At 66.3% G+C, this 17,657-nt stretch carries 20 protein-coding genes and 1 pseudogene; 19 read left to right on the top strand and 2 right to left on the bottom strand.

The window, feature by feature from the left end; genetic code table 11:
- The first annotated feature begins 74 nt into the window (after positions 1-74).
- Positions 75-524 (top strand): very short patch repair endonuclease, encoded by a 450-nt coding sequence (locus AQJ66_RS38550; RefSeq protein ID WP_107119058.1) that lies wholly within the window; start codon positions 75-77, stop codon positions 522-524.
- Between the two features lie 485 nt (positions 525-1,009).
- Here the strand turns inward: AQJ66_RS38550 and AQJ66_RS26845 are convergent, their stop codons facing one another.
- Positions 1,010-1,987 (bottom strand): HNH endonuclease, encoded by a 978-nt coding sequence (locus tag AQJ66_RS26845; protein WP_244162944.1) that lies wholly within the window; start codon positions 1,985-1,987, stop codon positions 1,010-1,012.
- Positions 1,988-2,571: 584 nt separating this feature from the next.
- On the opposite strand from AQJ66_RS26845, the gene AQJ66_RS37785 reads away from it, so the two are divergent.
- The 4 genes from AQJ66_RS37785 (at position 2,572) to AQJ66_RS26835 (ending at position 5,429) form a co-directional block, all read left to right on the top strand.
- The gene (locus tag AQJ66_RS37785; protein WP_079060441.1) at positions 2,572-3,498 is read left to right on the top strand and encodes a ParA family protein; all 927 of its coding nucleotides are present in this window, start codon (positions 2,572-2,574) and stop codon (positions 3,496-3,498) included.
- Between the two features lie 6 nt (positions 3,499-3,504).
- Positions 3,505-3,954 (top strand): hypothetical protein, encoded by a 450-nt coding sequence (locus AQJ66_RS39050; RefSeq protein WP_159052645.1) that lies wholly within the window; start codon positions 3,505-3,507, stop codon positions 3,952-3,954.
- Between the two features lie 397 nt (positions 3,955-4,351).
- Positions 4,352-4,819, top strand: a complete 468-nt coding sequence (locus AQJ66_RS26840; protein WP_159052644.1) for a hypothetical protein — start codon at positions 4,352-4,354, stop codon at positions 4,817-4,819.
- Positions 4,797-5,429, top strand: a complete 633-nt coding sequence (locus AQJ66_RS26835) for a hypothetical protein (RefSeq protein ID WP_159052643.1) — start codon at positions 4,797-4,799, stop codon at positions 5,427-5,429. The genes AQJ66_RS26840 and AQJ66_RS26835 overlap by 23 nt, the downstream gene beginning before the upstream one ends.
- Positions 5,430-5,741: 312 nt before the next feature.
- On the opposite strand, the gene AQJ66_RS26830 is transcribed toward AQJ66_RS26835, so the two are convergent.
- Positions 5,742-6,962, bottom strand: a complete 1,221-nt coding sequence (locus tag AQJ66_RS26830) for an IS110 family RNA-guided transposase (RefSeq protein ID WP_061927199.1) — start codon at positions 6,960-6,962, stop codon at positions 5,742-5,744.
- A 558-nt stretch (positions 6,963-7,520) separates the two neighbouring features.
- Here AQJ66_RS26830 and AQJ66_RS26825 point away from each other — a divergent pair.
- The 14 genes and pseudogenes from AQJ66_RS26825 (at position 7,521) to AQJ66_RS26765 (ending at position 17,617) form a co-directional block, all read left to right on the top strand.
- A complete protein-coding gene (locus AQJ66_RS26825; RefSeq protein ID WP_079060440.1) occupies positions 7,521-8,372 on the top strand; it encodes a helix-turn-helix domain-containing protein in 852 nt (283 codons plus the stop codon).
- Between the two features lie 98 nt (positions 8,373-8,470).
- A complete protein-coding gene (locus AQJ66_RS26820; RefSeq protein ID WP_061927197.1) occupies positions 8,471-8,863 on the top strand; it encodes an ATP-binding protein in 393 nt (130 codons plus the stop codon).
- A gap of 175 nt (positions 8,864-9,038) precedes the next feature.
- Positions 9,039-9,890 carry a sigma factor-like helix-turn-helix DNA-binding protein gene (locus tag AQJ66_RS26815; protein WP_061927195.1) on the top strand — a complete coding sequence of 284 codons (852 nt, stop codon included), beginning with the start codon at positions 9,039-9,041 and terminating at the stop codon, positions 9,888-9,890.
- The gene (locus tag AQJ66_RS26810; RefSeq protein ID WP_061927193.1) at positions 9,887-10,708 is read left to right on the top strand and encodes a hypothetical protein; all 822 of its coding nucleotides are present in this window, start codon (positions 9,887-9,889) and stop codon (positions 10,706-10,708) included. Before AQJ66_RS26815 ends, AQJ66_RS26810 begins: the two co-directional genes overlap by 4 nt.
- 178 nt (positions 10,709-10,886) lie before the next feature.
- Positions 10,887-11,234 carry an SCO3933 family regulatory protein gene (locus AQJ66_RS26805; RefSeq protein ID WP_061927191.1) on the top strand — a complete coding sequence of 116 codons (348 nt, stop codon included), beginning with the start codon at positions 10,887-10,889 and terminating at the stop codon, positions 11,232-11,234.
- A 5-nt stretch (positions 11,235-11,239) separates the two neighbouring features.
- Positions 11,240-12,606: pseudogene (locus AQJ66_RS26800) on the top strand (FtsK/SpoIIIE domain-containing protein).
- 88 nt (positions 12,607-12,694) lie between these two features.
- Complete coding sequence (locus AQJ66_RS26795) at positions 12,695-13,408, top strand: DUF2637 domain-containing protein (protein WP_061927189.1); 714 nt, start codon at positions 12,695-12,697, stop codon at positions 13,406-13,408.
- 13 nt (positions 13,409-13,421) lie between these two features.
- Complete coding sequence (locus AQJ66_RS26790) at positions 13,422-13,601, top strand: mobile element transfer protein (protein ID WP_061927187.1); 180 nt, start codon at positions 13,422-13,424, stop codon at positions 13,599-13,601.
- Positions 13,602-13,616: 15 nt separating this feature from the next.
- Complete coding sequence (locus tag AQJ66_RS38545) at positions 13,617-13,772, top strand: hypothetical protein (protein WP_107119057.1); 156 nt, start codon at positions 13,617-13,619, stop codon at positions 13,770-13,772.
- A 20-nt stretch (positions 13,773-13,792) separates the two neighbouring features.
- On the top strand, positions 13,793-14,098 hold the full coding sequence (locus tag AQJ66_RS26785; protein ID WP_061927185.1) for a hypothetical protein: 306 nt from the start codon (positions 13,793-13,795) through the stop codon (positions 14,096-14,098).
- A gap of 99 nt (positions 14,099-14,197) precedes the next feature.
- On the top strand, positions 14,198-15,574 hold the full coding sequence (locus AQJ66_RS26780) for a replication initiator (protein ID WP_061927183.1): 1,377 nt from the start codon (positions 14,198-14,200) through the stop codon (positions 15,572-15,574).
- Positions 15,550-15,744 (top strand): helix-turn-helix transcriptional regulator, encoded by a 195-nt coding sequence (locus AQJ66_RS26775; RefSeq protein ID WP_061927181.1) that lies wholly within the window; start codon positions 15,550-15,552, stop codon positions 15,742-15,744. Before AQJ66_RS26780 ends, AQJ66_RS26775 begins: the two co-directional genes overlap by 25 nt.
- A complete protein-coding gene (locus AQJ66_RS26770) occupies positions 15,741-17,114 on the top strand; it encodes a tyrosine-type recombinase/integrase (protein ID WP_061927179.1) in 1,374 nt (457 codons plus the stop codon). The genes AQJ66_RS26775 and AQJ66_RS26770 overlap by 4 nt, the downstream gene beginning before the upstream one ends.
- A gap of 194 nt (positions 17,115-17,308) precedes the next feature.
- Positions 17,309-17,617 carry a putative quinol monooxygenase gene (locus tag AQJ66_RS26765; RefSeq protein ID WP_061927177.1) on the top strand — a complete coding sequence of 103 codons (309 nt, stop codon included), beginning with the start codon at positions 17,309-17,311 and terminating at the stop codon, positions 17,615-17,617.
- Positions 17,618-17,657 lie beyond the last annotated feature (40 nt).

The following is a 17,657-nucleotide window of genomic DNA, read 5'->3' as shown; positions in this document are numbered from 1 at the left end:
GCCGCACCCGTGAGCGATACGTTGGAGAGGTCGACTGCACAACCCGGGCGGCGAATCTCAAGCAGGCATGGACGATGGCTCGTGCTGCCGGGCTCATCCGGGACGAGGTATTGCCTGTCGACTCGAAAGCGTCATCGACGGCCGTTCGCGCCGTCATGACAGCTAACAAGAGCCGTGACACCAAGCCGGAACGGCTTCTCCGGTCGGTCCTCCATCGCCAGGGGTTCCGCTATCGTGTCAACGCTCGACCACTGCCTGATCTTCGACGCACGGCTGACCTCGTATTTTTTAAGGCGCGCGTCGCTGTCTTCGTCGACGGCTGTTACTGGCATGGCTGCCCCGAGCATTACAGGCCTGCGACGAAGCGGTCCGAATGGTGGCGCGCGAAGATTCAACGGAACCAAGCTCGTGATGCCGATACTGACTCCCGTCTATGCGAGGAGGGTTGGACGGTTATCAGAATTTGGGAGCACGAGGCTGCTGACGTGGCGGCGGCTAAGGTTATCGGGGCCCTCAATGGGTAGCTGTCTATGTACCTAGCTGTGAGAGGCTTCCAATATGCTTCGAGAACCCGTACAACTCGTCCTGGGCCCCGATGGTCAAGTTCAACTTCCCCTCGGCCTTCTCGCCGAGGCAGGCATCACTCCGGGCTCTGAGCTGATCGCTTACAGCAGCGGTGATGGACGCGTAGTACTACGTCGCACGGAAGACGCGATGAACGAATTGTCGGCCACAGGAGATCTCTCTTGAGAAGCGAATGGCGGCCGATGGCGAGCCCATCAGCCGCCGTAGTGCCCTAAGCGCTGCGAGATCGACGTGGAATCCGTACTGCGAGCGTGACCTTCGCGGCTCAGTACGGTTCGCTGGGCGTCTTCGGTCTCTCGGTAGTGCAGCTGTCATCGTGAGCGATCAGGATGGTTGCTCGCACCGCGGTGAACGGGCGACGCTTGAGTCGTCACTGCTCATCCATGTGCTGCCCTTCGGCTTGCCCTCGCACGGTCACTGATCTTTAGACGATAGCTACGTGAGAGGGGCCGACCTGCCGGGGCATCAGGTCGTCTGGCACGTTCGCGCGGTGCATCTCCCAGTGCTTTGCCATCCACTTGACGTGATCGGGCGTCACAGGCACTGCGAGCTTGGCGCCGTCCAACCGCGCGTAGTCCGGGTACGCCTTGAGCTCTCCAGCCAGGTGCAAAGTCTTAGTCCTCGGGTTGACGGCGATCAGCCCGAGGTCAAAGAGACGGTGCAAGTCGCGACGCAACAAGAGACCACCACCCTTATGGTGCTTGCCGTTGGCTGCGTAGCTGTACAGATGTGCCGCTTCCAACGCCTGCACCGGGGCCGGCCCGCTGAATACGCATACCTCGCCGAACACCTCAAGTAGGTGCTTACGAAAGGCGGGCTGCCCCCTGCGGACGCGGATGGTGGCTGTGCCATGACCATCAGTGATGGCTTTCTGGGTGGTGTCGATGACACGCAACGGCAGCGGCACACCGCCATGCGTTAGGGCGTGGTGGAAGTCGTGCCAACGCAGCTCCCGCAGGCTGTTCTGCGAGGCCCGTTGGACGCACAGGGCTCGTACCTCTGCCGCAGTAAGGGTTCCGCGTGCGTCGATCCAACCGGCTTCGTGCCGGCTGCGGTACGTGGTGATCTCCTTGCGCTTCCAACCAACTTCGTCCGACTCGTGCTTGCACTCCTGGTTCCAGCACACGAACCGGGGGAGCTTCCTCTTCCGCAGCGCGACATCTGCTTTGCCACAAGCGAGGCAGTACGGGGTCTCTTTCTCACCCTGGCCGGTCTCGATGTCCTCGATCACCGACAGCCCCAACAGCTCGGTGGCGTCCCACAACGCGATTACGTCACCGACCTTCAGCTTGGCGTGGTTGTTCACGGTGCTGTCCCAGCTGTAGTGGGTGGCGGGGCTGTCGTCGTAACCTTCGCTGATCCGTTTGCTCCCGGCCTTCGCTAGCACCAACCACGCCGCCATCGAGCCCCTCCCAAAAGACACACCGACTACACGGACGCTGCGCGACACGGCACCGCGCCAGCGCGTGTTGTCAACATAGCGGGCGCTACTGACAACGCCTCGCGAAGTATCAGGTTTGCCATCCAACCGGCAGACGGTTACGGCGTCTAGCTGCCACCACGTACTCGAGGGCGGCCTCGTCTGTGCATGGGCTAGCCGAAGAGGGGGAGTCCTCCGCGTGGAAGCAGCACTCGGATTGGACGGTCTCGGTGACCAAGTCACGCTGGCAGGGTGCCGTCCATCGGTTGAGGACGGCGTTCCACGCAGTCCGTGCGTCAGGTTGCCCCCTGACGGGAACCACCGGCTGGACGAGCGTTGACGCACGCCTGGCATGTCAGACGGCCACTCGCAGCCGACGGACGCCTGAGGCAGCCCCGTGGCGATGCCTTGATCAGGCTCTTGGAGCCGGCAACGACCACGCCTCGTTGCCGTATACCACGAAACTGCCGGCGAGCTAAGCGGTTCGCCACAATTCATGTCAGGTGGGCGCTTAGTAGGGTATCTTGTGGAAATAGCGTTGCATTACTTGCGTTGGAGGGGGAAGTATGCCTGTAGTATCAGTAATTAACTATAAGGGTGGGGTAGGTAAAACTACTCTGACGGCGAATCTCGGCGCGGAGCTAGCATTTCGCGGAAAAAAGGTTCTTCTTATTGACCTGGACCCGCAGGCAAGCCTTACTTTCTCCCTGGTTGAGCCGGATTATTGGCGGGATAAACTAGCTCCCAATAAAACTATCAAGCGCTGGTACGATTCGCTTGCCTCGGGCGCAAGTTTGGAACTGTCTAGCCTCATCTTCGAACCCCCGAAGTTGAAGCGGGCGCTTCCGGTAAATGGTGGATTGCTTCACCTCATCCCGTCGCACCTCGGTCTGATCAATGTGGACCTAGAGCTTGCCACTGAGCTTGGCGGGGGAACCCTGAAGCAGAATAAGCTGAAATATCTGCGGGTGCATCGCCGGCTTTCCGAGGGGCTCCTAGAGTCGTCTTTCGATCGATATGATGTAATCTTGATTGACTGCCCGCCCAACTTCAATGTGGTAACCAAGACCGCCATCGTGGCTAGTCAATACGTACTAATCCCGGCCAAACCCGACTACCTGTCAACTATGGGTATTGACTTCCTAATTACCAGCCTCGATGAGCTGGTTGCCAATTACAATGAGTACGCGGAGCTCGAAGACGGCGGCGCAGATGTAGAGAAGATCAATCCCGACATCCTTGGTGTCGTCTTCACCATGACTCAAATGTATGCAGATCGCCCGATCGCTGCACAGAGGCAATACATGAACCAGACCTCGTCTCTAGGAGTTCAGGTATTCGCGAACTACGTTCGAGAGAATAAAACGCTTTACGGCGACGCCCCTCGAGAAGGCGTCCCGGTCGTAATGAAGCCTAGTGCCGGAATGGGAAAGGTCATCGTTAGCGAACTTGAGGCGCTCGTTAACGAGATTTCGAATAAATTGGGGATTTGAGTGTCGATGGACTCATCAATCGCTGTGCCGCTTGAAGTTCTGAAGCAGGTGGCGGCTCTACTTAGGCGTCTAACGCCTGAGGAAATTGAGAAATTGGCGAACGGGCAAGCTAAACTAGTTTGTGAACCGCTCGCAAAGAGGGCCTCTGCGAAGAAGTCCGCAGTCCGGGAACTTCCGCACGTGGAGGAAATCAAGGCTGCCCTTACTGGTATGGACTCGCGAGAGGCGGGATATTCGTATCTTGGAGAGCTCGGACTCAATAAGGAAGAGCTGCGGCGGCTAGCCTCAAATCTCGACCTGCCCATGCCGCGATCCGATACTGCCGATAGGGTGAAAGATCGAATCATTGAGGCAACTATTGGCTACAGGCTTCGCTCTGAGGCAATTCGTGGTAGCGCCCCCGCAGTCATGGACGGGCCCGCGCCCCGACGTGTCGATCACGGCACTCTCGACTAGGCGCCGTAGATCGAGGAGAACCACGACGTCGACGAGACCGCCGCCTTCGAGACGCGGTACGGGTTTGCCGGGTGGCGGATATGGGTCATCGGCCTCTGAGGCCCGGGTGCCATGGGTGCCGTCTACTTCGCGAAAGGCACTGGTAGCGGTGCGGACTGCCTGCGCCGAAAGCTGGGGCGCCTCGTCGATTGGGGCAACCCCGCCTCTTGCAGGGAACGCTTGTGGGAAGGGCCTGTTGGGTCAGCCGTGTGCTGGCAGGCACCTGCTCCAGGGTGGTGCCTTTGCGCTTCTGTGATCCTGGTGGTTGAAGTCCTGACTCTCTTCAACTGACCCAGCTCACCAGGGCCGACAAGATGCCGCGCATTAACTCTTAGCAATGATCACGGAAGGGGTCATCATGGCCGATGTACTGATCAGGCGGGGGATCTCGGGGCTTCCGAGCGTTCCCCGCCAGGGCGAACGGGGGAACTACCCGTATGAGGCGATCACCGTGGCCAAGGTCCTTCGGACTGCCGGTGTGACGGTCGAGTTCGAGGACGCTAAGACGGATCGGGACTACCACACACACGACTCGGCCGACATCTGGCTGCCCGTCATTGAGTTCGCCAGGGATGTAGGCAAGGACGTCGTCGTCACAGCAGCGACTGCGATGATCACTCGCTATATCGTGAAGCGACAGGGGAGGGCCGACGCGCCAGCCCCCGAGGAGCTCACTCCTCCGTCGGTAATCCTGCACCTTGAGGTCATCAGGGAAGGCGACCGGACCAACCTGCGGCTCGATGGAACGCCCGAGGCAGTGCTGAAGGCGATCGAGGAGATCGACTGGCGCGGAGGGAGTGAACGTGGTCAGCTCTCCGAAGACTGAGCAGAAACTGTACGAGCGCTGCCTCGCCAAGGTGGGAAACGCGCGGACAGCTCAACACCCCGATGCTGCAGCGAAAGAGACCCTGCTCGCACTGCGTAGCCAACTCCAGGAGATCATGGATCGCTCTGAATTTCGCGATTCAGCCCTCTTCGAGTCAGCCCACGAACTCGTGGATGAGGTAGGCGCGCTTCTCCGTCGTCACTACTCCGACTCCTGTACTTTGCCCTACCGCGACGGCGCCTACTACCGCGAGTGCCCGGTGGATCTCGCCCATCAGCGGGTGGGCCTGAGCCCTGAGGTCCGAGTACTGGAGTCGAAGTGTTCAATCTGCAACCTCGACCCGGAGGACTGCGATCACCTGCCCGGCGAGATGTACGACGGCCGAGAGTGCAGGAGCGTGATCACCAAGGCCGAGATGACGGCCCTGGCCATCGTGGCCAACCCCCGGCAGCTGGTCACCAGGCCTACCAGCATCCCGGCTGGGACGCCGGCGGAACTAAGCGCCGCTTTGGGCCCAAAGTTCCGCCCCGGCGTACAGCTCTGCTGCGATCGGTGCTTGTCCGCTTGTGACGGGCTCAACCGTGACTTCGCCAGCGCCACTCATGGCTAGGGCCCGCTAGGGACACTGGCGGACGGCGGAGCGGGTTTGGCCGGTGGCCTGCCCGGTCTGGGGTCGAGCATGATCAGGGGGCCGTACGCTGATTGGCAACTCGGGCAGGCTTTGGGCCTGACCGCAATGTGCACGAGTGGCCCCCTGGTCTTGCTCGACGCGGGCCCCGGATCGGGGAGGTGGCTAAAGCCGTGGAGCCCCCAGCCACGACGTGCCTCCTCTTTGGCGTTAGGCGACCGATTACATAGGTCGCGGCCCGGGGGCCGGCCGGGCTGGAGCGGGGCGGAGACAGACATCCGATGCGGTTGATCGTCAAGCGGTGCTGGGGAAGGCGGTCTGCTCGTCGTAGGGGATGCGGTGGGTGAGGCAGTGGTGCAGGCAGCCCAGGAGCCGGTTGAAGAGGTTGCGTTGGGCTGCGACGTGTCGGTCTTCGGCTTGGCGGCGGCGGTCGTAGTGGGCTCGTGCTCCGGGGGATGCGGTGAGGGCGGCGAAGGCCCAGATGTAGCCGGCTGAGGCGAGGCGCTGGTTCTTGATGTGCCTGGCCAGGACGGTGGTCTTGCGTCCGGAGGATCTGGTGATGGGGGCGGATCCGGCGTAGGCCTTGAGTGCGCGTGGGCTGGTGAAGCGGGTGTGGTCGTCGCCGAGTTCGGCCAGGACGCGGGCGCCGGTCAGTGCGCCGAGGCCGGGGAAACTGGTGATGATCTCGGAGTCCTGGTGGGTGGCGAAGGCGGTGGTGGTGGCTGCTTCCAGGTCGTCGGCGCTGGCGCAGGCCGCGTTGAACTGACGCAGCAGAGCGAGGGTTTTGGTGCCCATGGCCTGCTCAATCACGGGCGGCTGATGCATCTGCGGCTCGCGGAGCAGGGTGTGGAGACGCTCGACTTCACCGGTGATCTCCCGTTGGCGGCCGGCCTTCTTCAGGATCGCTCGCAGTTGCGGGCGGGTGAGCTGGGCGGCCTGGGTGGGTGTGGGCGCCGTGGCGAGCAGGGTGCGGGTGACGGATGAGGCGAGGCCTTCGCGGAAGTGGCGGAAGACGGTGAGGAAGCCGGGGAAGTACTCGCGCAGGTGGGAGCGGAGGCGGTTGCCGGTTTGGACGCGGTCCCAGACGGCGTCCTGGTGGGCTCGTGCCAGGACGGTGATGGCCTGGGCGAGGTGGCTGTCCGCGGGCAGGGGCCGGTGTTCTGCGAGGTCGGTGCGCAGGATGTTGGCCAGGACCTTGGCGTCGAGGTGGTCGGACTTCTTGCGGCTGAGTGCGTAGCGGTCGCGATAGCGAGCGGCGGTGAGCGGGTTGATCACGTAGATGGGTCTGCCGGTGGCGCGTAAGCAGGCGACCAGGAGTCCGTGAGAGGTCTCGATGGCGACCGGGATCGGGTTCTCTGGGCTGTCGCCGTGCTGGGCCAGCAAGTCCAGGAGCTGGCTGAGGCCGGTAGGGGTGTCGTCGATGCGGAGCTTGTCCAAGAGGGCGCCGGCTTCGTCGAGCAGTGCGATGTCGTGGTGGTCGGTGGCCCAGTCGATGCCGCAGAACACACTGGTCATGGTGGTGTCCTTGGATGGGTGGCGGTGGTGTGAGGTCGTCGCCGTGGCGGGGTTGCGCGTCTCCCTAATGGCAGGGCTCATAGGCCCGTCATCCGATTAGCCGTTCGCAATCCCAGCGGTCGCCAGGGGTCTCGGTCAGCTGCGGAACTGAGGGCGTTCGCCGAGCGGTGAGAGGTGTTCCCTGGCGGCGGCTTGGACCACGAGAGGTAACGATGCCGCTGTTTGTGTGCGAGCGGGGGTGGCGGGGCCGGTCCGCGCGGGACGAAGGCAGGAGCGCGGACCGGCCCCGCCACCCCCGGCGCTGCTTCACAGAGCGGGAAGGCATGTGGGGCCGACTCTGTCTTGAGAGATCAGGCCTCGGGAGCGACTACGGATCACCACATGCCCACCCGGTTACGGCACCATTAGGAGCGCAGGCCCGGCCGGGGGCCGGGCCGCGCGCGGGGAGCGGAGCGAGCCGCCTTGAACCAGTAGGGAAAGTTTGAATCGTGCTCGGACTGCTGGCTGTTGCTGCTGGTGGTCCTGGTGTCTGCTGGCTCGTGGTGTAGAACCCTTGGCATGGGGAGTGAACGGCGAGAGCGGATGCGGGTGCTTGGAACCCGTCTTCGTGCGCTTCGTGCAGAAGCCGGCCTGACAGGTGCTGTGCTGGCGCAGCGGGCCCATGTGGGGCAGCCGACTGTGTCCAAGGTCGAGACCGGGCGCATGGTTCCGAGCCTTGATGTGCTGGATCGGCTCTCGCGTGCCCTCGGCCTGGATAAGTCGACCGCCCGTGAGGTGCGTGACCTCTTGGCCGCGGTTGAGGCGGCTGCGGACTCCGGCCAACTCGAAGACACCGCGATCCCGGCTGGTGCCGCCGGTGATGAAGAGATTCGCTCCGCTCGGCTCGTGCGCTCGTTCCAGTGCGTCGTTCTGCCGGCCATGCTCCAGAGCGCGGAGTACGCCCGGCACGTCTTCGAGAGTGCTCCGGCCGCGACGCCGGAGTCGGTCGGGCGGGCTGTTGCTGCCCGTGTGGAGCGTCAGAGCGTGTTGTACGAACCGGGGCGGGAGTCGGTGTTCGTGCTGACCGAAGCTGTGCTGCGGACGTGGCCGGGGACCCCGGCGCTGATGCTCGCTCAGCTGGACCGGTTGCTGGCCGTCGAGAGTCTGAGCACCGTGCGGCTCGGGGTCATCCCTTGGCGTCGGCCGGTGCCGGTCCTGCCTCGCCATGGGTTCATGTTGTGCGACCGGCGAGCGGTCGTGGTCGAGACGTTCGGCGCTGAGCGTGTGTCGGCCGACTCCGCCGAGGTGGCCTCGTACGAGGAGACGTTCGGCCGCTTCGAGGGGGCTGCGGTCTTCGGTGGGGAGGTGCGGGAGCTGCTGTTGCAGGTGATGAAGGAGTTCCGCGACTTGGGAGACACTCTCACTCCTTAGAGGAATAATTCCTCCAGATGCCTGGCCTGTGAGTCGCTCATGGGAATACTCTGCCGCTGCGCTGTCTAGTCCCCTAGACGATGGTGGAGGAGTCTCCTATGCGGTCCAAGTGGTGCCGTGCCTTTCCTGGTGTGGCTGAAGAGGTGGCACATGCCCGTCACTTCGTCGCTGCCCTGCTCGACGGGCGCGGCCCCGTCGAGGATGCCGTCCTGGTCGTGAGCGAGTTGGCGACCAATGCCGTACGGCACTCGCTGAGTGGTTCGGCCGGCGGCTGGTTCCTCGTGGTCGTCTGCTTCGGCGGCGACGATCTCGTCCGCATCGAGGTGGTCGACCAGGGCGGCGAACGCGTGCCGCACCTGTGTGACGTGACCAGTCAGGAAGAGGGCGGCCGCGGCCTGCTGCTGATCGCCTCCTGCGCCAAGGACTGGGGCGTGAAGAACTGGCCCGACGGGCGTTCCGTCTGGGCCGAGCTGGCGCGGGAAGGGGCGTGATAGCGCTCTGTTCGTCAGCGGTCGGCGGTCACTCGGTGGGCGGTGGCGGGTGAGTCCACGGGGTGTGCCTCGGCGGCGGTCCCGATTCTTCGTGATCAGCGTTCGTACAGGACGGCACCTCCCGCCCATTCCGTCTAGGGCCCTAGACTCCTGGTTACTTCTAGGAGGTGCGGTCATGTCGGACGAGCTGCAACGGATCACCGCGATCGATGATCCGTACCTGCTCCTGCGTGAGGTCACGAAGAGGCTGGCCGACGCACAGCAGGAGGTGACCGAGCTTGCCCGGCTCCGCCGCCGTGTGGTCCAGGACCTCCACGCGCAAGGGCTGTCCTATGCGCAGATCGCCGAGAAGGCAGGCCTGAGCCGTGGGCGGATCCACCAGATCCGGCACACCGGCCCGGCACCGGAGGGGGCCTTCCTGGGGATGGGCGCCGTCACTGTCGTGACTCCGCTCCGGTGGGACGGCGAGAAGAAACGTCCGGTCGTCGCCATGGCCGACATGAACTCCGGCAAGCGACTGGAGGAGCTGGCCAAGTCCTACGGGCTTGCTGTTAGCTCCGGTCACGTGCTGGTGAGCGGTGAGATCGACCTGAACCGAGACGGCCTGATCGTCGTCTGTGGGCCGGCCATGTCCCAGGCCATGAGTGACCTGTACGCCCAGGATCCGGTACTCGGCTGGGAGCGTACGGAGGGCGAACCGTGGGCTCTGGTGGACCGGCGCACCGGCGCCAAGTACCACGCGGGAGCGGACATCGAGCCGCACCGCCCGCACGACGTCGGATACCTCGGCAGGCTGCCCCGACCGGACGGCAACGGCTCGGTGCTCGCCATTGCCGGAATCCATACGGCAGGCTCCCTCGGCGTGGTCCACCTGCTCACCTCGGACCTCAACACGCTCTGGGGACAGGTGGGCGAGCGCCACTTCTCCACGCTGGTGAGCGTCGAGTACGACCCCGAGACCGACGAGCCACGATCCGTGGAACTGCTCTGCCCCCTCTACCTGCACGACGAGGAGGCGACGGCGTGAACGTCATCCTCGGCTCGCAGCCGGCCGACTCGGGACGGGAAAACGAGGACTTCGCCGCCGCCTCTTTCGGCGCGGCCGTTCTCCTCGACGGTGCCGGCGTGGCCGGGGCGGAGACCGGATGCGTGCACGGCATCGCCTGGTTCTCCTCCACGCTGGGCGGGCTGCTGCTGGCTGACATCGCGGCGCACCCCGCCCGGCCGCTCGCCGACTGTCTCGCCGACTCGATCAGAGCGGTCCGCTCCCTGCACGAGGACACATGCGACCTGGCCTATCGGGCCAGTCCGACCAGTACGGTCGTCGCTGTCCGGGCCGAGGCGGGAGCTCTGGAGTACCTCGTCCTCGGTGACTCGACCCTCCTCCTCGCCGAGACGGACGGGAGTACGGCCGCCATCACCGACCAGCGCTTGGACGACGTGGGTAAGTGGTTGCGCGGAGCGGTCGACGCACTGCCCACCGGCTCAACCGAACACTCCGCTGCCCTCGCGGAATACCGGGATGCACTTACCAGCCTGCGTAACCGGCCAGGCGGTTTTTGGATCGCCGGCCCCGACCCGCGAGCGGCCGAGCATGCCCTGACGGGGACGGTGCCGCTCGATTCACTGGCCTCCGTAACGCTGCTGAGCGATGGCGCGACACGACTCGTCGACAGCTTCGAACTTGCTGACTGGAAAGAGGCGTTGGGCATCCTCAACTCATCAGGGCCGGATGGGTTGATCCGCCGCGTTCGCGCAGCCGAGGCCGACGATCCCAACGGTCGGCACTGGCCGCGGGGGAAGACCCGCGATGATGCGACCGCGCTCCACTGGGTCATGTCCTAGCGCACCCCGCAGCTTCGAGACACGCTCGTATACCCCCCTAGACAGTTGACGGGGCGTCGATTACGGTAGTCGTCAACCCCCCTAGACAGTTCGGGCGGGTTCACCCTCGCTGTCTAGGGGGGTATCCAATTCGGCTCGGTGTCCATGAAGGGCGCCCGACTCAAGTGAGGTTCACACCATGCGCGTCATCCCCGTCGACACCTCGGCCGCCACTCTGCTCGTCACGAAGCTGCCCGACGTCAAGGTCAAGGACCGGCAGACCGGTGAGGTGGCCGTGGACCCGGTGACCAACGACCGGCTCATGGTCCTGGAGCTGGTGTTCATCGCAGAGGGCGGTTCGGACATGATCAAGGTCACCGTTCCCGAAAAGGGCATCGGTGAGGGCCTGGTCATGGGTTCGCCGGTCTTCCTGTCCGGTCTGGTGGCACGGCCGTGGGAGAGCGAGTTCGGCGGCCGCACCCGGCACGGCATCGCCTACCGGGCTGACGCCGTCATGGTCGGTACCCCGGCGGCGGCGCGGGGCTGAGTGCCATGACCGAGGCCCTGTGGGTTCTGATCCTGTTACTGCTCGCGGCGGCCGTGCTGGTCCCGGTGCGCCGTCGGCTGCCGGTCCTGTTCTGGTGGCTGGTCGGGTATCCGGTCGTCACGCTCCGGGTGCTCACCTCGTACCGGGCCACCATGGACGCCTGCGGCCTGACGGTGCCGGCCTCGGCCGTCCGCCGGGCCACCGCCCGGATGATGGGGCGGCAGGCGGCCCCTGTACCGCCGCGCCGGTCGCTGCCCCGGCCGACCGGGTCCGGGCTCGTCATGCGGCTGCGCATGGCGGCCGGGCAGGCACCCGAGGACTTCACCGCCTCGGCCGACCGACTGCGGCACGCCTGGGGCGCGCACGCCGTGCACGTCCGCCCCACCAAGCCGGGACGGCTGGAGCTGCGGCTCGTCGGCTGGGACGTCCTTGCCGACGTCCGGCCCGCTCGTCGGTGGCTGCAGACCGGACCGCTGTCCCTACCGCTGGCACTGCGTGAGGACGGACACTGGCACGTCCGGGACTTCCGCACCGTGCCGCACGAACTCATCCTCGGCGCCACGCAGTCGGGCAAGTCCGTGTACCTGCGCAACCTGCTGTGTGGGCTGGCCCGGCAGCCCGTCGCGCTCGTCGGCATCGACTGCAAATGGGGCGTCGAACTGGCCCCGTTCGCGCCCCGTCTGTCGGCGCTCGCCGATACGCCGGACCGTGCGAACGACCTCCTTGACGTCCTGGTGGAGGAGATGGAAGCGCGGTTCCGTCTGATCGGCATGACGGGTGGGGCCGGTCCGGACGCCGTGCTCACCTCGGACGTGTGGGGCCTGCCGGAGAAGGTGCGGCCGGTGCCGGTCGTGGTTGTCGTCGACGAGGTCGCCGAACTCTTTCTCGCCGCGAGCAAGGACGACGAGAAGCGGCGGGACGCCATGGTCACCAAGCTCATCCGCCTCGCCCAGCTCGGCCGGGCAGCCGGCATGTACCTGGAGGTGTGCGGACAGCGCTTCGGCGCCGAACTCGGCAAGGGCGCCACCATGCTCCGCGCCCAGCTCACCGGCCGGGTCTGCCACCGCGTCAACGACGAGACCTCCGCGAACATGGCGCTCGGCGACATCGCACCCGAAGCGGCGCTTGCCGCTACCTCCATCCCGGCCCAACGGCCCGGCGTCGCGGTCGTCGGCGACTCCTCCGGCGGCTGGTCCCGCGTCCGCTCGCCCCACCTCACCCTCAACGACGCGGCGGCCGTCTGCCGCGACACTTCGGGCCTGGTGCCGGAACTGCCCCGGCTCGACTCCTTCCGGCCCGTCGTCGCCAAAGAGCTGCCGGTCCTTCCCCGGCCGCACCTATCGCGCCCACCGCTCGCCCGGTGACCGAGTAACGCGCTCTCCCTCTCCCACGGTCGGCGTGACCGCCTCGCGCCACGTCCCTACGCCTGCCATGCCCGAAACAGGAAGGAAGCCGAGCCGATGCGAGCCCACCTGGCCCGAGTGGATGCCGTGGTCGTCCAGGCCGTCATCGCGGGCGCCCTGTCCTTCTCCCACCTGCACGACCTCGCCGCCGCGGCCGGACAGGGCGGCTGGAAGGCGTGGGCCTACCCGGTGAGTGTCGACCTGCTGCTGGTCGCAGCCTGGCGGCGGATGCGCCAGCAGCAGCAAGCGGGGCAGGCGGCAGGGAGCCCGCGGCTGTGGTTCCTGGTGGCCCTGGCCGCATCCCTCGGCGCCAACGTCGCCACCGCCGGGCTCCTCGACCTGGACCACGTACCGGCCTCGCTCCGCGTGGTCGTCGCGGGCTGGCCCGCCGTCGCCTTCTTCGGTGGAACTCTGCTGGCCCACGCTTCGCCTGGCGCGGAAGCGCCGGCGGCCCCGGCCCCCTCCTCGATGACGGACACGGATGTGGAACCGCACCCCGCCCCGGCGGCCGTCGACGGGCCCGACCACGACGCACTTCCGCTGCCTCCCTCCGGCCTCGAACCGGCTGTGGAAGCCATCACCGAACCGGTCGTCACTCCACCCCCGGTTCCCTCCGTCGCCGCCTCCCTGCCGCCCGCCCTCGTCGACCGCGTCCGGGCCCTGGCCGAGGAACACCGCTCGGCCACGGGTCACCCGGCCGACCCCGACGCCGTACGCGCTCGGCTCGGCCTGCCTCCGTCCATGACCCCGTCCGTCGCCGCGCACCTCTGAGAGGAGCACCACCGTGAACCGGCGCTTCCGCAACGTCCGCCGCATAGGCCCCGTCAACGTCGCCTCCTACGTCGACCGAGGACGCAACCGTCACCTGGCCGCCTGCACCGCGCCCCGCTGTGACTTCTCCGCTGAGTACGACAGCCGCGCCGCCGCCGAACTCGCCGCCCGTACCCACCGCTGCCCGGCCTGACAGGAGACCACCGCAATGAACGTTCCGCTCTGGCTCGCCCTGCTCGTCGTCGGCGTCCTCGGCGTCAAGCTCATCCGCCCGCCCTGGTGGCTCATCGCCGTCCTGCTCCTCGGCGGCTACCTCCTCGCCGACAGCCTGCTCGCCCCCGTCATCAACAGCTTCCTCAAGTGACCCGCGAAGGAGATTCGTTCATGTTCCGTCCGAAGGTCCCGACCATGCCTCAGCCCACCGGTCTCGTCGTCTCGTCCGCCGTGGTCGAACCGACCACCATCGCGCCGAGCGTTCTGGCTCCGCCGCCGGCCATCGCAGCACCGGCCCCGTTCCGCTCGGCCAACCGGCTCACGCCTGGCACCGCGCTCGCCCTCGTCGGCGGCGGCACCGCCGTGGTCCTGGTCGTCGGCGCCGTCCTGGTCAGCATGCTCCTTGCCGTCGCCATCACCGCCACGTCCGTGGCTGGCTGCGCCGTCGTCATCCGCTCCATCCTCACCCGCCGCTGACCTCATCGCTCCGCGCACTCGGCCTGCCCTCACTGTCTAGCCCCCTTGACAGGTCGAGTGCCTGCCCGAATGTCCGGCCCTGCAAGGAGGAACCCGCACATGCGCCCTGCGACTCCCACCGCAGCCATCCGCCAGCTGGCAGCACTCGCCCAGCACGGCGACCTCAGCTCCTACGCACGCCAGATCCAGCGCCTCGGCGGCTGCGAGCGGCCCGTCCGGATGGAGGGCCACCGGCTCGACGTCCACGCCGCCACCGGGGAGATCGTCCGCGAGATCGCCGACCGCGACCTCCCAGCCGGACAGCTCCTCATCCGATGCAACAACCGCCGCGCAACCCGATGCGCCTCCTGTGCCGAGATCTACCGCAAAGACACCTTCCACCTGGTCACCGCCGGACTGAGCGGCGGCAAGGGCATCGGCCCGGCCGTCGCCCAACACCCGCGCGTCTTCGCCACCTTCACCGCCCCGTCCTTCGGCTCCGTCCACAACCGGCCCGGCGGCGGCCGGTGCCGCTGCGGACGCCTCCACCCCGACGACGACCCCGCCCTCGGCACTCCACTCGACCCGGACCGCTACGACTACGGCGCGGCCGTCCTGTGGAACGCGCACGCCGGGGCACTGTGGGCCCGCTTCACCACCTACCTGCGCCAGCACCTCGCCTCCCGCGCAGGTATCAAGCGCACGGAACTGCGCCACTACCTCAAGGTCTCCTACGCCAAGGTCGCCGAGTACCAGCGGCGCGGCGCAGTCCATTTCCACGCTGTCATCCGCCTCGACGGCCCGGACGGCGCCGACGATGCCCCGCCGGCCTGGGCCACCACGGAACTGCTCACCGACGCGATCCGCTCCGCTGTCAGCCTCGCCGAGGCACCCGGCCCCGTCCTCGACGGCCAGGACTACGCATTCCGCTTCGGCGACCAGCTCGACATCCGCCCCATCCGCTCGGCCGACTTCGAGGGCACCTCGGAACTGTCCAGCCGCGCCGTGGCCGCCTACATCGCCAAGTACGCCACCAAGGGTGCCGAGACCGCCGGCACTCTGGACCGCCCTATCCGCAATCCGATCACTGACCTGATCGGCTCGGGCGTCACCGACCACGCCCGACAGATGATCCTCACCTGCTGGCACCTCGGCGCCCTGCCCGAACTCGAGCCCCTGCGCCTGCGCAAGTGGGCGCACATGCTCGGCTTCTGCGGCCACTTCTCCACCAAGTCCCACGCGTACTCCGTCACCCTCAGCGCCCTCCGCCAGGAGCGCGCCGACCACAACGAAGCCCTGGCCCGCGAACGCGCGGCTGAGGCCGGCCACCCGCTGCCCGACCCGGACACCGTCCTCGTCCTCTCCCACTGGGTGTTCGCCGGCACGGGCCTAACTGCAGCAGAACACCTCATCACTCACGGCACTGGCGCCCCAGCAGGCCAGGCAGACGACGACACGGAAGGAGCACTGACATGGACCACCGGCGCGACGAACTGATGACCGTCCCGCAGATCCTCGCGGAGCTGGGTGGAGTGTCTCGCCGCACCTTTTACCGCTGGCGTGAACTGGGCCAGGGTCCGGCTGCTTTCAAGCTGCCCAACGGCGAACTCCGGGTGTGGCGTGCTGACTTCGCCGCTTGGCTTCGGCAGTTGGAGGCAGCGGCGTGAAGTCTCTCGACGTGAAGGTGTGGGGCGTCCGAAAGCGGAACACCAAGAACCCGTCCTATGACGTCCGCTGGATGGTCGCCGGAAAGGTCTTCTCCGAGCAATTCCGCACCAAAGGACTGGCGGACCACTACCGCTCCAAGTTGCTCCGCGCTACCCATGCCGGCGAAGAGTTCGACACGGTGACGGGGCTGCCGGAATCGATGGTCGAGAAGGCGGCATCGATGACCTGGTACGCCTTCGCTCTGAAGTACCTCGCCATGAAGTGGCCGCACGCGGCGCCGAACACGCGCAACGGGGTCAATGAAGCGCTGACTGCCGTGACGATGGCCCTTCTCGACGAGCGTCCGGGGCAGCCGTCCGAGGAACTGGTCAGGAAGGTGCTTCGCAACTGGGCCTTTGTCCTCCCCGGTCCGGACGAGCGTGAATTGCCGACCGAGGTCGCGAACGTCTTGCACTGGGTGGCCAAGGCGTCGCGCCCGCTCTCGGACCTCGGGGACGCCGCTATCGGCAGGGCCGTCCTGGACTCGCTCAGGCTCAAGCTCGACGGGACGGCGGCAGCCGCGGAGACCGTCCGGCGCAAGCGTCGGACGCTCGTCAACGCGTTGCACTACGCGGTGGACCTGGGGGAGTTCAAGGAGAACCCGATCACGGGTATCCGCTGGAAGAAGCCGAAGGTCGCCGGAGAGGTCGATCCTCGGGTGGTCGCCAATCCCGAGCAGGCTCGTTCCCTGCTGACCGCGGTTTCGTACGTCGGTGGGTACAGCCGTGCGCGTGGCCGTCGGCTCGTCGGCCTGTTCGCCTGCATGTACTACGGCGCCTTGCGTCCCGCTGAGGCCGTGGGCCTTACCAGCGCGGACGTGAAGCTGCCCGAGGTCGGCTGGGGGACCGCCCTGCTAAATCGGACGCGTCCCAGTGTCGGCAAGCAGTGGACGGATTCCGGCGAGACCCATGACGACCGGGGCCTGAAGAACCGGCCGGCGGAGGAGGTCCGCATCGTGCCGATCCCGCCCCAGCTCGTCGCCATCCTCCGGCAACACCTCGACACCTTCGGCACCGCCGAGGACGGGCGGCTGTTCACCAACGAGCGTGGGGGAGTGGTGGGCTCGTCCACGTACTACCGCGTCTGGCAGGAGGCCCGTGCGCTGGCGCTCCCGCCGGCCGCGGTCGCCTCACCGCTCGCTGCTCGGCCGTATGACCTCCGGCACTCGGCCCTGTCGACCTGGCTCAACTCAGGGGTGGACCCGACCGAGGTCGCCGAGCGTGCGGGCAATAGCGTCGAGGTCCTGCTGAGCCGTTATGCCAAGTGCATCGATGGACGGCAGGAGATCGTCAACCGGAAGATCGAGGAGCTGTTGCGCGAATACGAGTAGGCGCCGGCGTTGCTCGATTCATAGGTCCCTGGATGAGTCCGGGGACCTTCGCTTTGCTCGGGACTCCCCAAGAAGGTGTAGACACTCGCCAACGTGCGCCATCAACTCTCGGCCGTGTTGAACGGCAGGGTGCGCTGCGCGGGCATCATGAGGGGCAGGCGCCGACCGGATGCCGATGGGAGAGGAGACTAGGCATGTTCGGGCTGTTTGTGCGATTCACGTGCAAGGACGAAGCAGCCGCCACCGCGTTCGATGAGTTGGCGGCGCGGACTGGTGAACAGATCCGGGCGAACGAGCCTGGAACAGTGATTTACGCGGTACACCGTGTTGATGGCCGTCCGTTGCAGCGTGCGTTCTACGAGCTCTATCGGGACGAGGCGGCTTTCGATGAGCACGAGTCGAAGGACTACGTACGTGCCTTCCTCTCTAAGCGGGAGAGGTACCTCTCTGCCACGGAGGTTGATCGCCTGGACTTCGTCTCTGGCAAGGGTGTGGAGGGCTGAGCGCTACCGGCTGCTGCTGTGACCGCATAGGTGTCGTCGG

Origin of the sequence: Streptomyces bungoensis (genome assembly GCF_001514215.1) — a bacterium.
In the GTDB taxonomy this organism is placed as follows: Bacteria; Actinomycetota; Actinomycetes; order Streptomycetales; family Streptomycetaceae; genus Streptomyces; species Streptomyces bungoensis.
Note: the sequence above shows the minus strand (reverse complement) of the source record. Positions and strands in the feature narration are given on the sequence as shown.

What these genes read in the sequence shown, in the direction of transcription:
- AQJ66_RS39050 (WP_159052645.1), top strand. Translation starts at nt 3,505, where the DNA reads ATGGACTCATCAATCGCTGTGCCGCTTGAAGTTCTGAAGCAGGTGGCG.
- AQJ66_RS38545 (WP_107119057.1), top strand. Translation starts at nt 13,617, where the DNA reads ATGAACGTTCCGCTCTGGCTCGCCCTGCTCGTCGTCGGCGTCCTCGGC.
- AQJ66_RS26785 (WP_061927185.1), top strand. Translation starts at nt 13,793, where the DNA reads ATGTTCCGTCCGAAGGTCCCGACCATGCCTCAGCCCACCGGTCTCGTC.
- AQJ66_RS26795 (WP_061927189.1), top strand. Translation starts at nt 12,695, where the DNA reads ATGCGAGCCCACCTGGCCCGAGTGGATGCCGTGGTCGTCCAGGCCGTC.
- AQJ66_RS26780 (WP_061927183.1), top strand. Translation starts at nt 14,198, where the DNA reads ATGCGCCCTGCGACTCCCACCGCAGCCATCCGCCAGCTGGCAGCACTC.
- AQJ66_RS26815 (WP_061927195.1), top strand. Translation starts at nt 9,039, where the DNA reads ATGTCGGACGAGCTGCAACGGATCACCGCGATCGATGATCCGTACCTG.
- AQJ66_RS26820 (WP_061927197.1), top strand. Translation starts at nt 8,471, where the DNA reads ATGCGGTCCAAGTGGTGCCGTGCCTTTCCTGGTGTGGCTGAAGAGGTG.
- AQJ66_RS26805 (WP_061927191.1), top strand. Translation starts at nt 10,887, where the DNA reads ATGCGCGTCATCCCCGTCGACACCTCGGCCGCCACTCTGCTCGTCACG.
- AQJ66_RS26840 (WP_159052644.1), top strand. Translation starts at nt 4,352, where the DNA reads ATGGCCGATGTACTGATCAGGCGGGGGATCTCGGGGCTTCCGAGCGTT.
- AQJ66_RS26830 (WP_061927199.1), bottom strand. Translation starts at nt 6,962, where the DNA reads ATGACCAGTGTGTTCTGCGGCATCGACTGGGCCACCGACCACCACGAC.
- AQJ66_RS26825 (WP_079060440.1), top strand. Translation starts at nt 7,521, where the DNA reads ATGGGGAGTGAACGGCGAGAGCGGATGCGGGTGCTTGGAACCCGTCTT.
- AQJ66_RS37785 (WP_079060441.1), top strand. Translation starts at nt 2,572, where the DNA reads ATGCCTGTAGTATCAGTAATTAACTATAAGGGTGGGGTAGGTAAAACT.
- AQJ66_RS26775 (WP_061927181.1), top strand. Translation starts at nt 15,550, where the DNA reads ATGGACCACCGGCGCGACGAACTGATGACCGTCCCGCAGATCCTCGCG.
- AQJ66_RS26845 (WP_244162944.1), bottom strand. Translation starts at nt 1,987, where the DNA reads ATGGCGGCGTGGTTGGTGCTAGCGAAGGCCGGGAGCAAACGGATCAGC.
- AQJ66_RS26765 (WP_061927177.1), top strand. Translation starts at nt 17,309, where the DNA reads ATGTTCGGGCTGTTTGTGCGATTCACGTGCAAGGACGAAGCAGCCGCC.
- AQJ66_RS38550 (WP_107119058.1), top strand. Translation starts at nt 75, where the DNA reads ATGGCTCGTGCTGCCGGGCTCATCCGGGACGAGGTATTGCCTGTCGAC.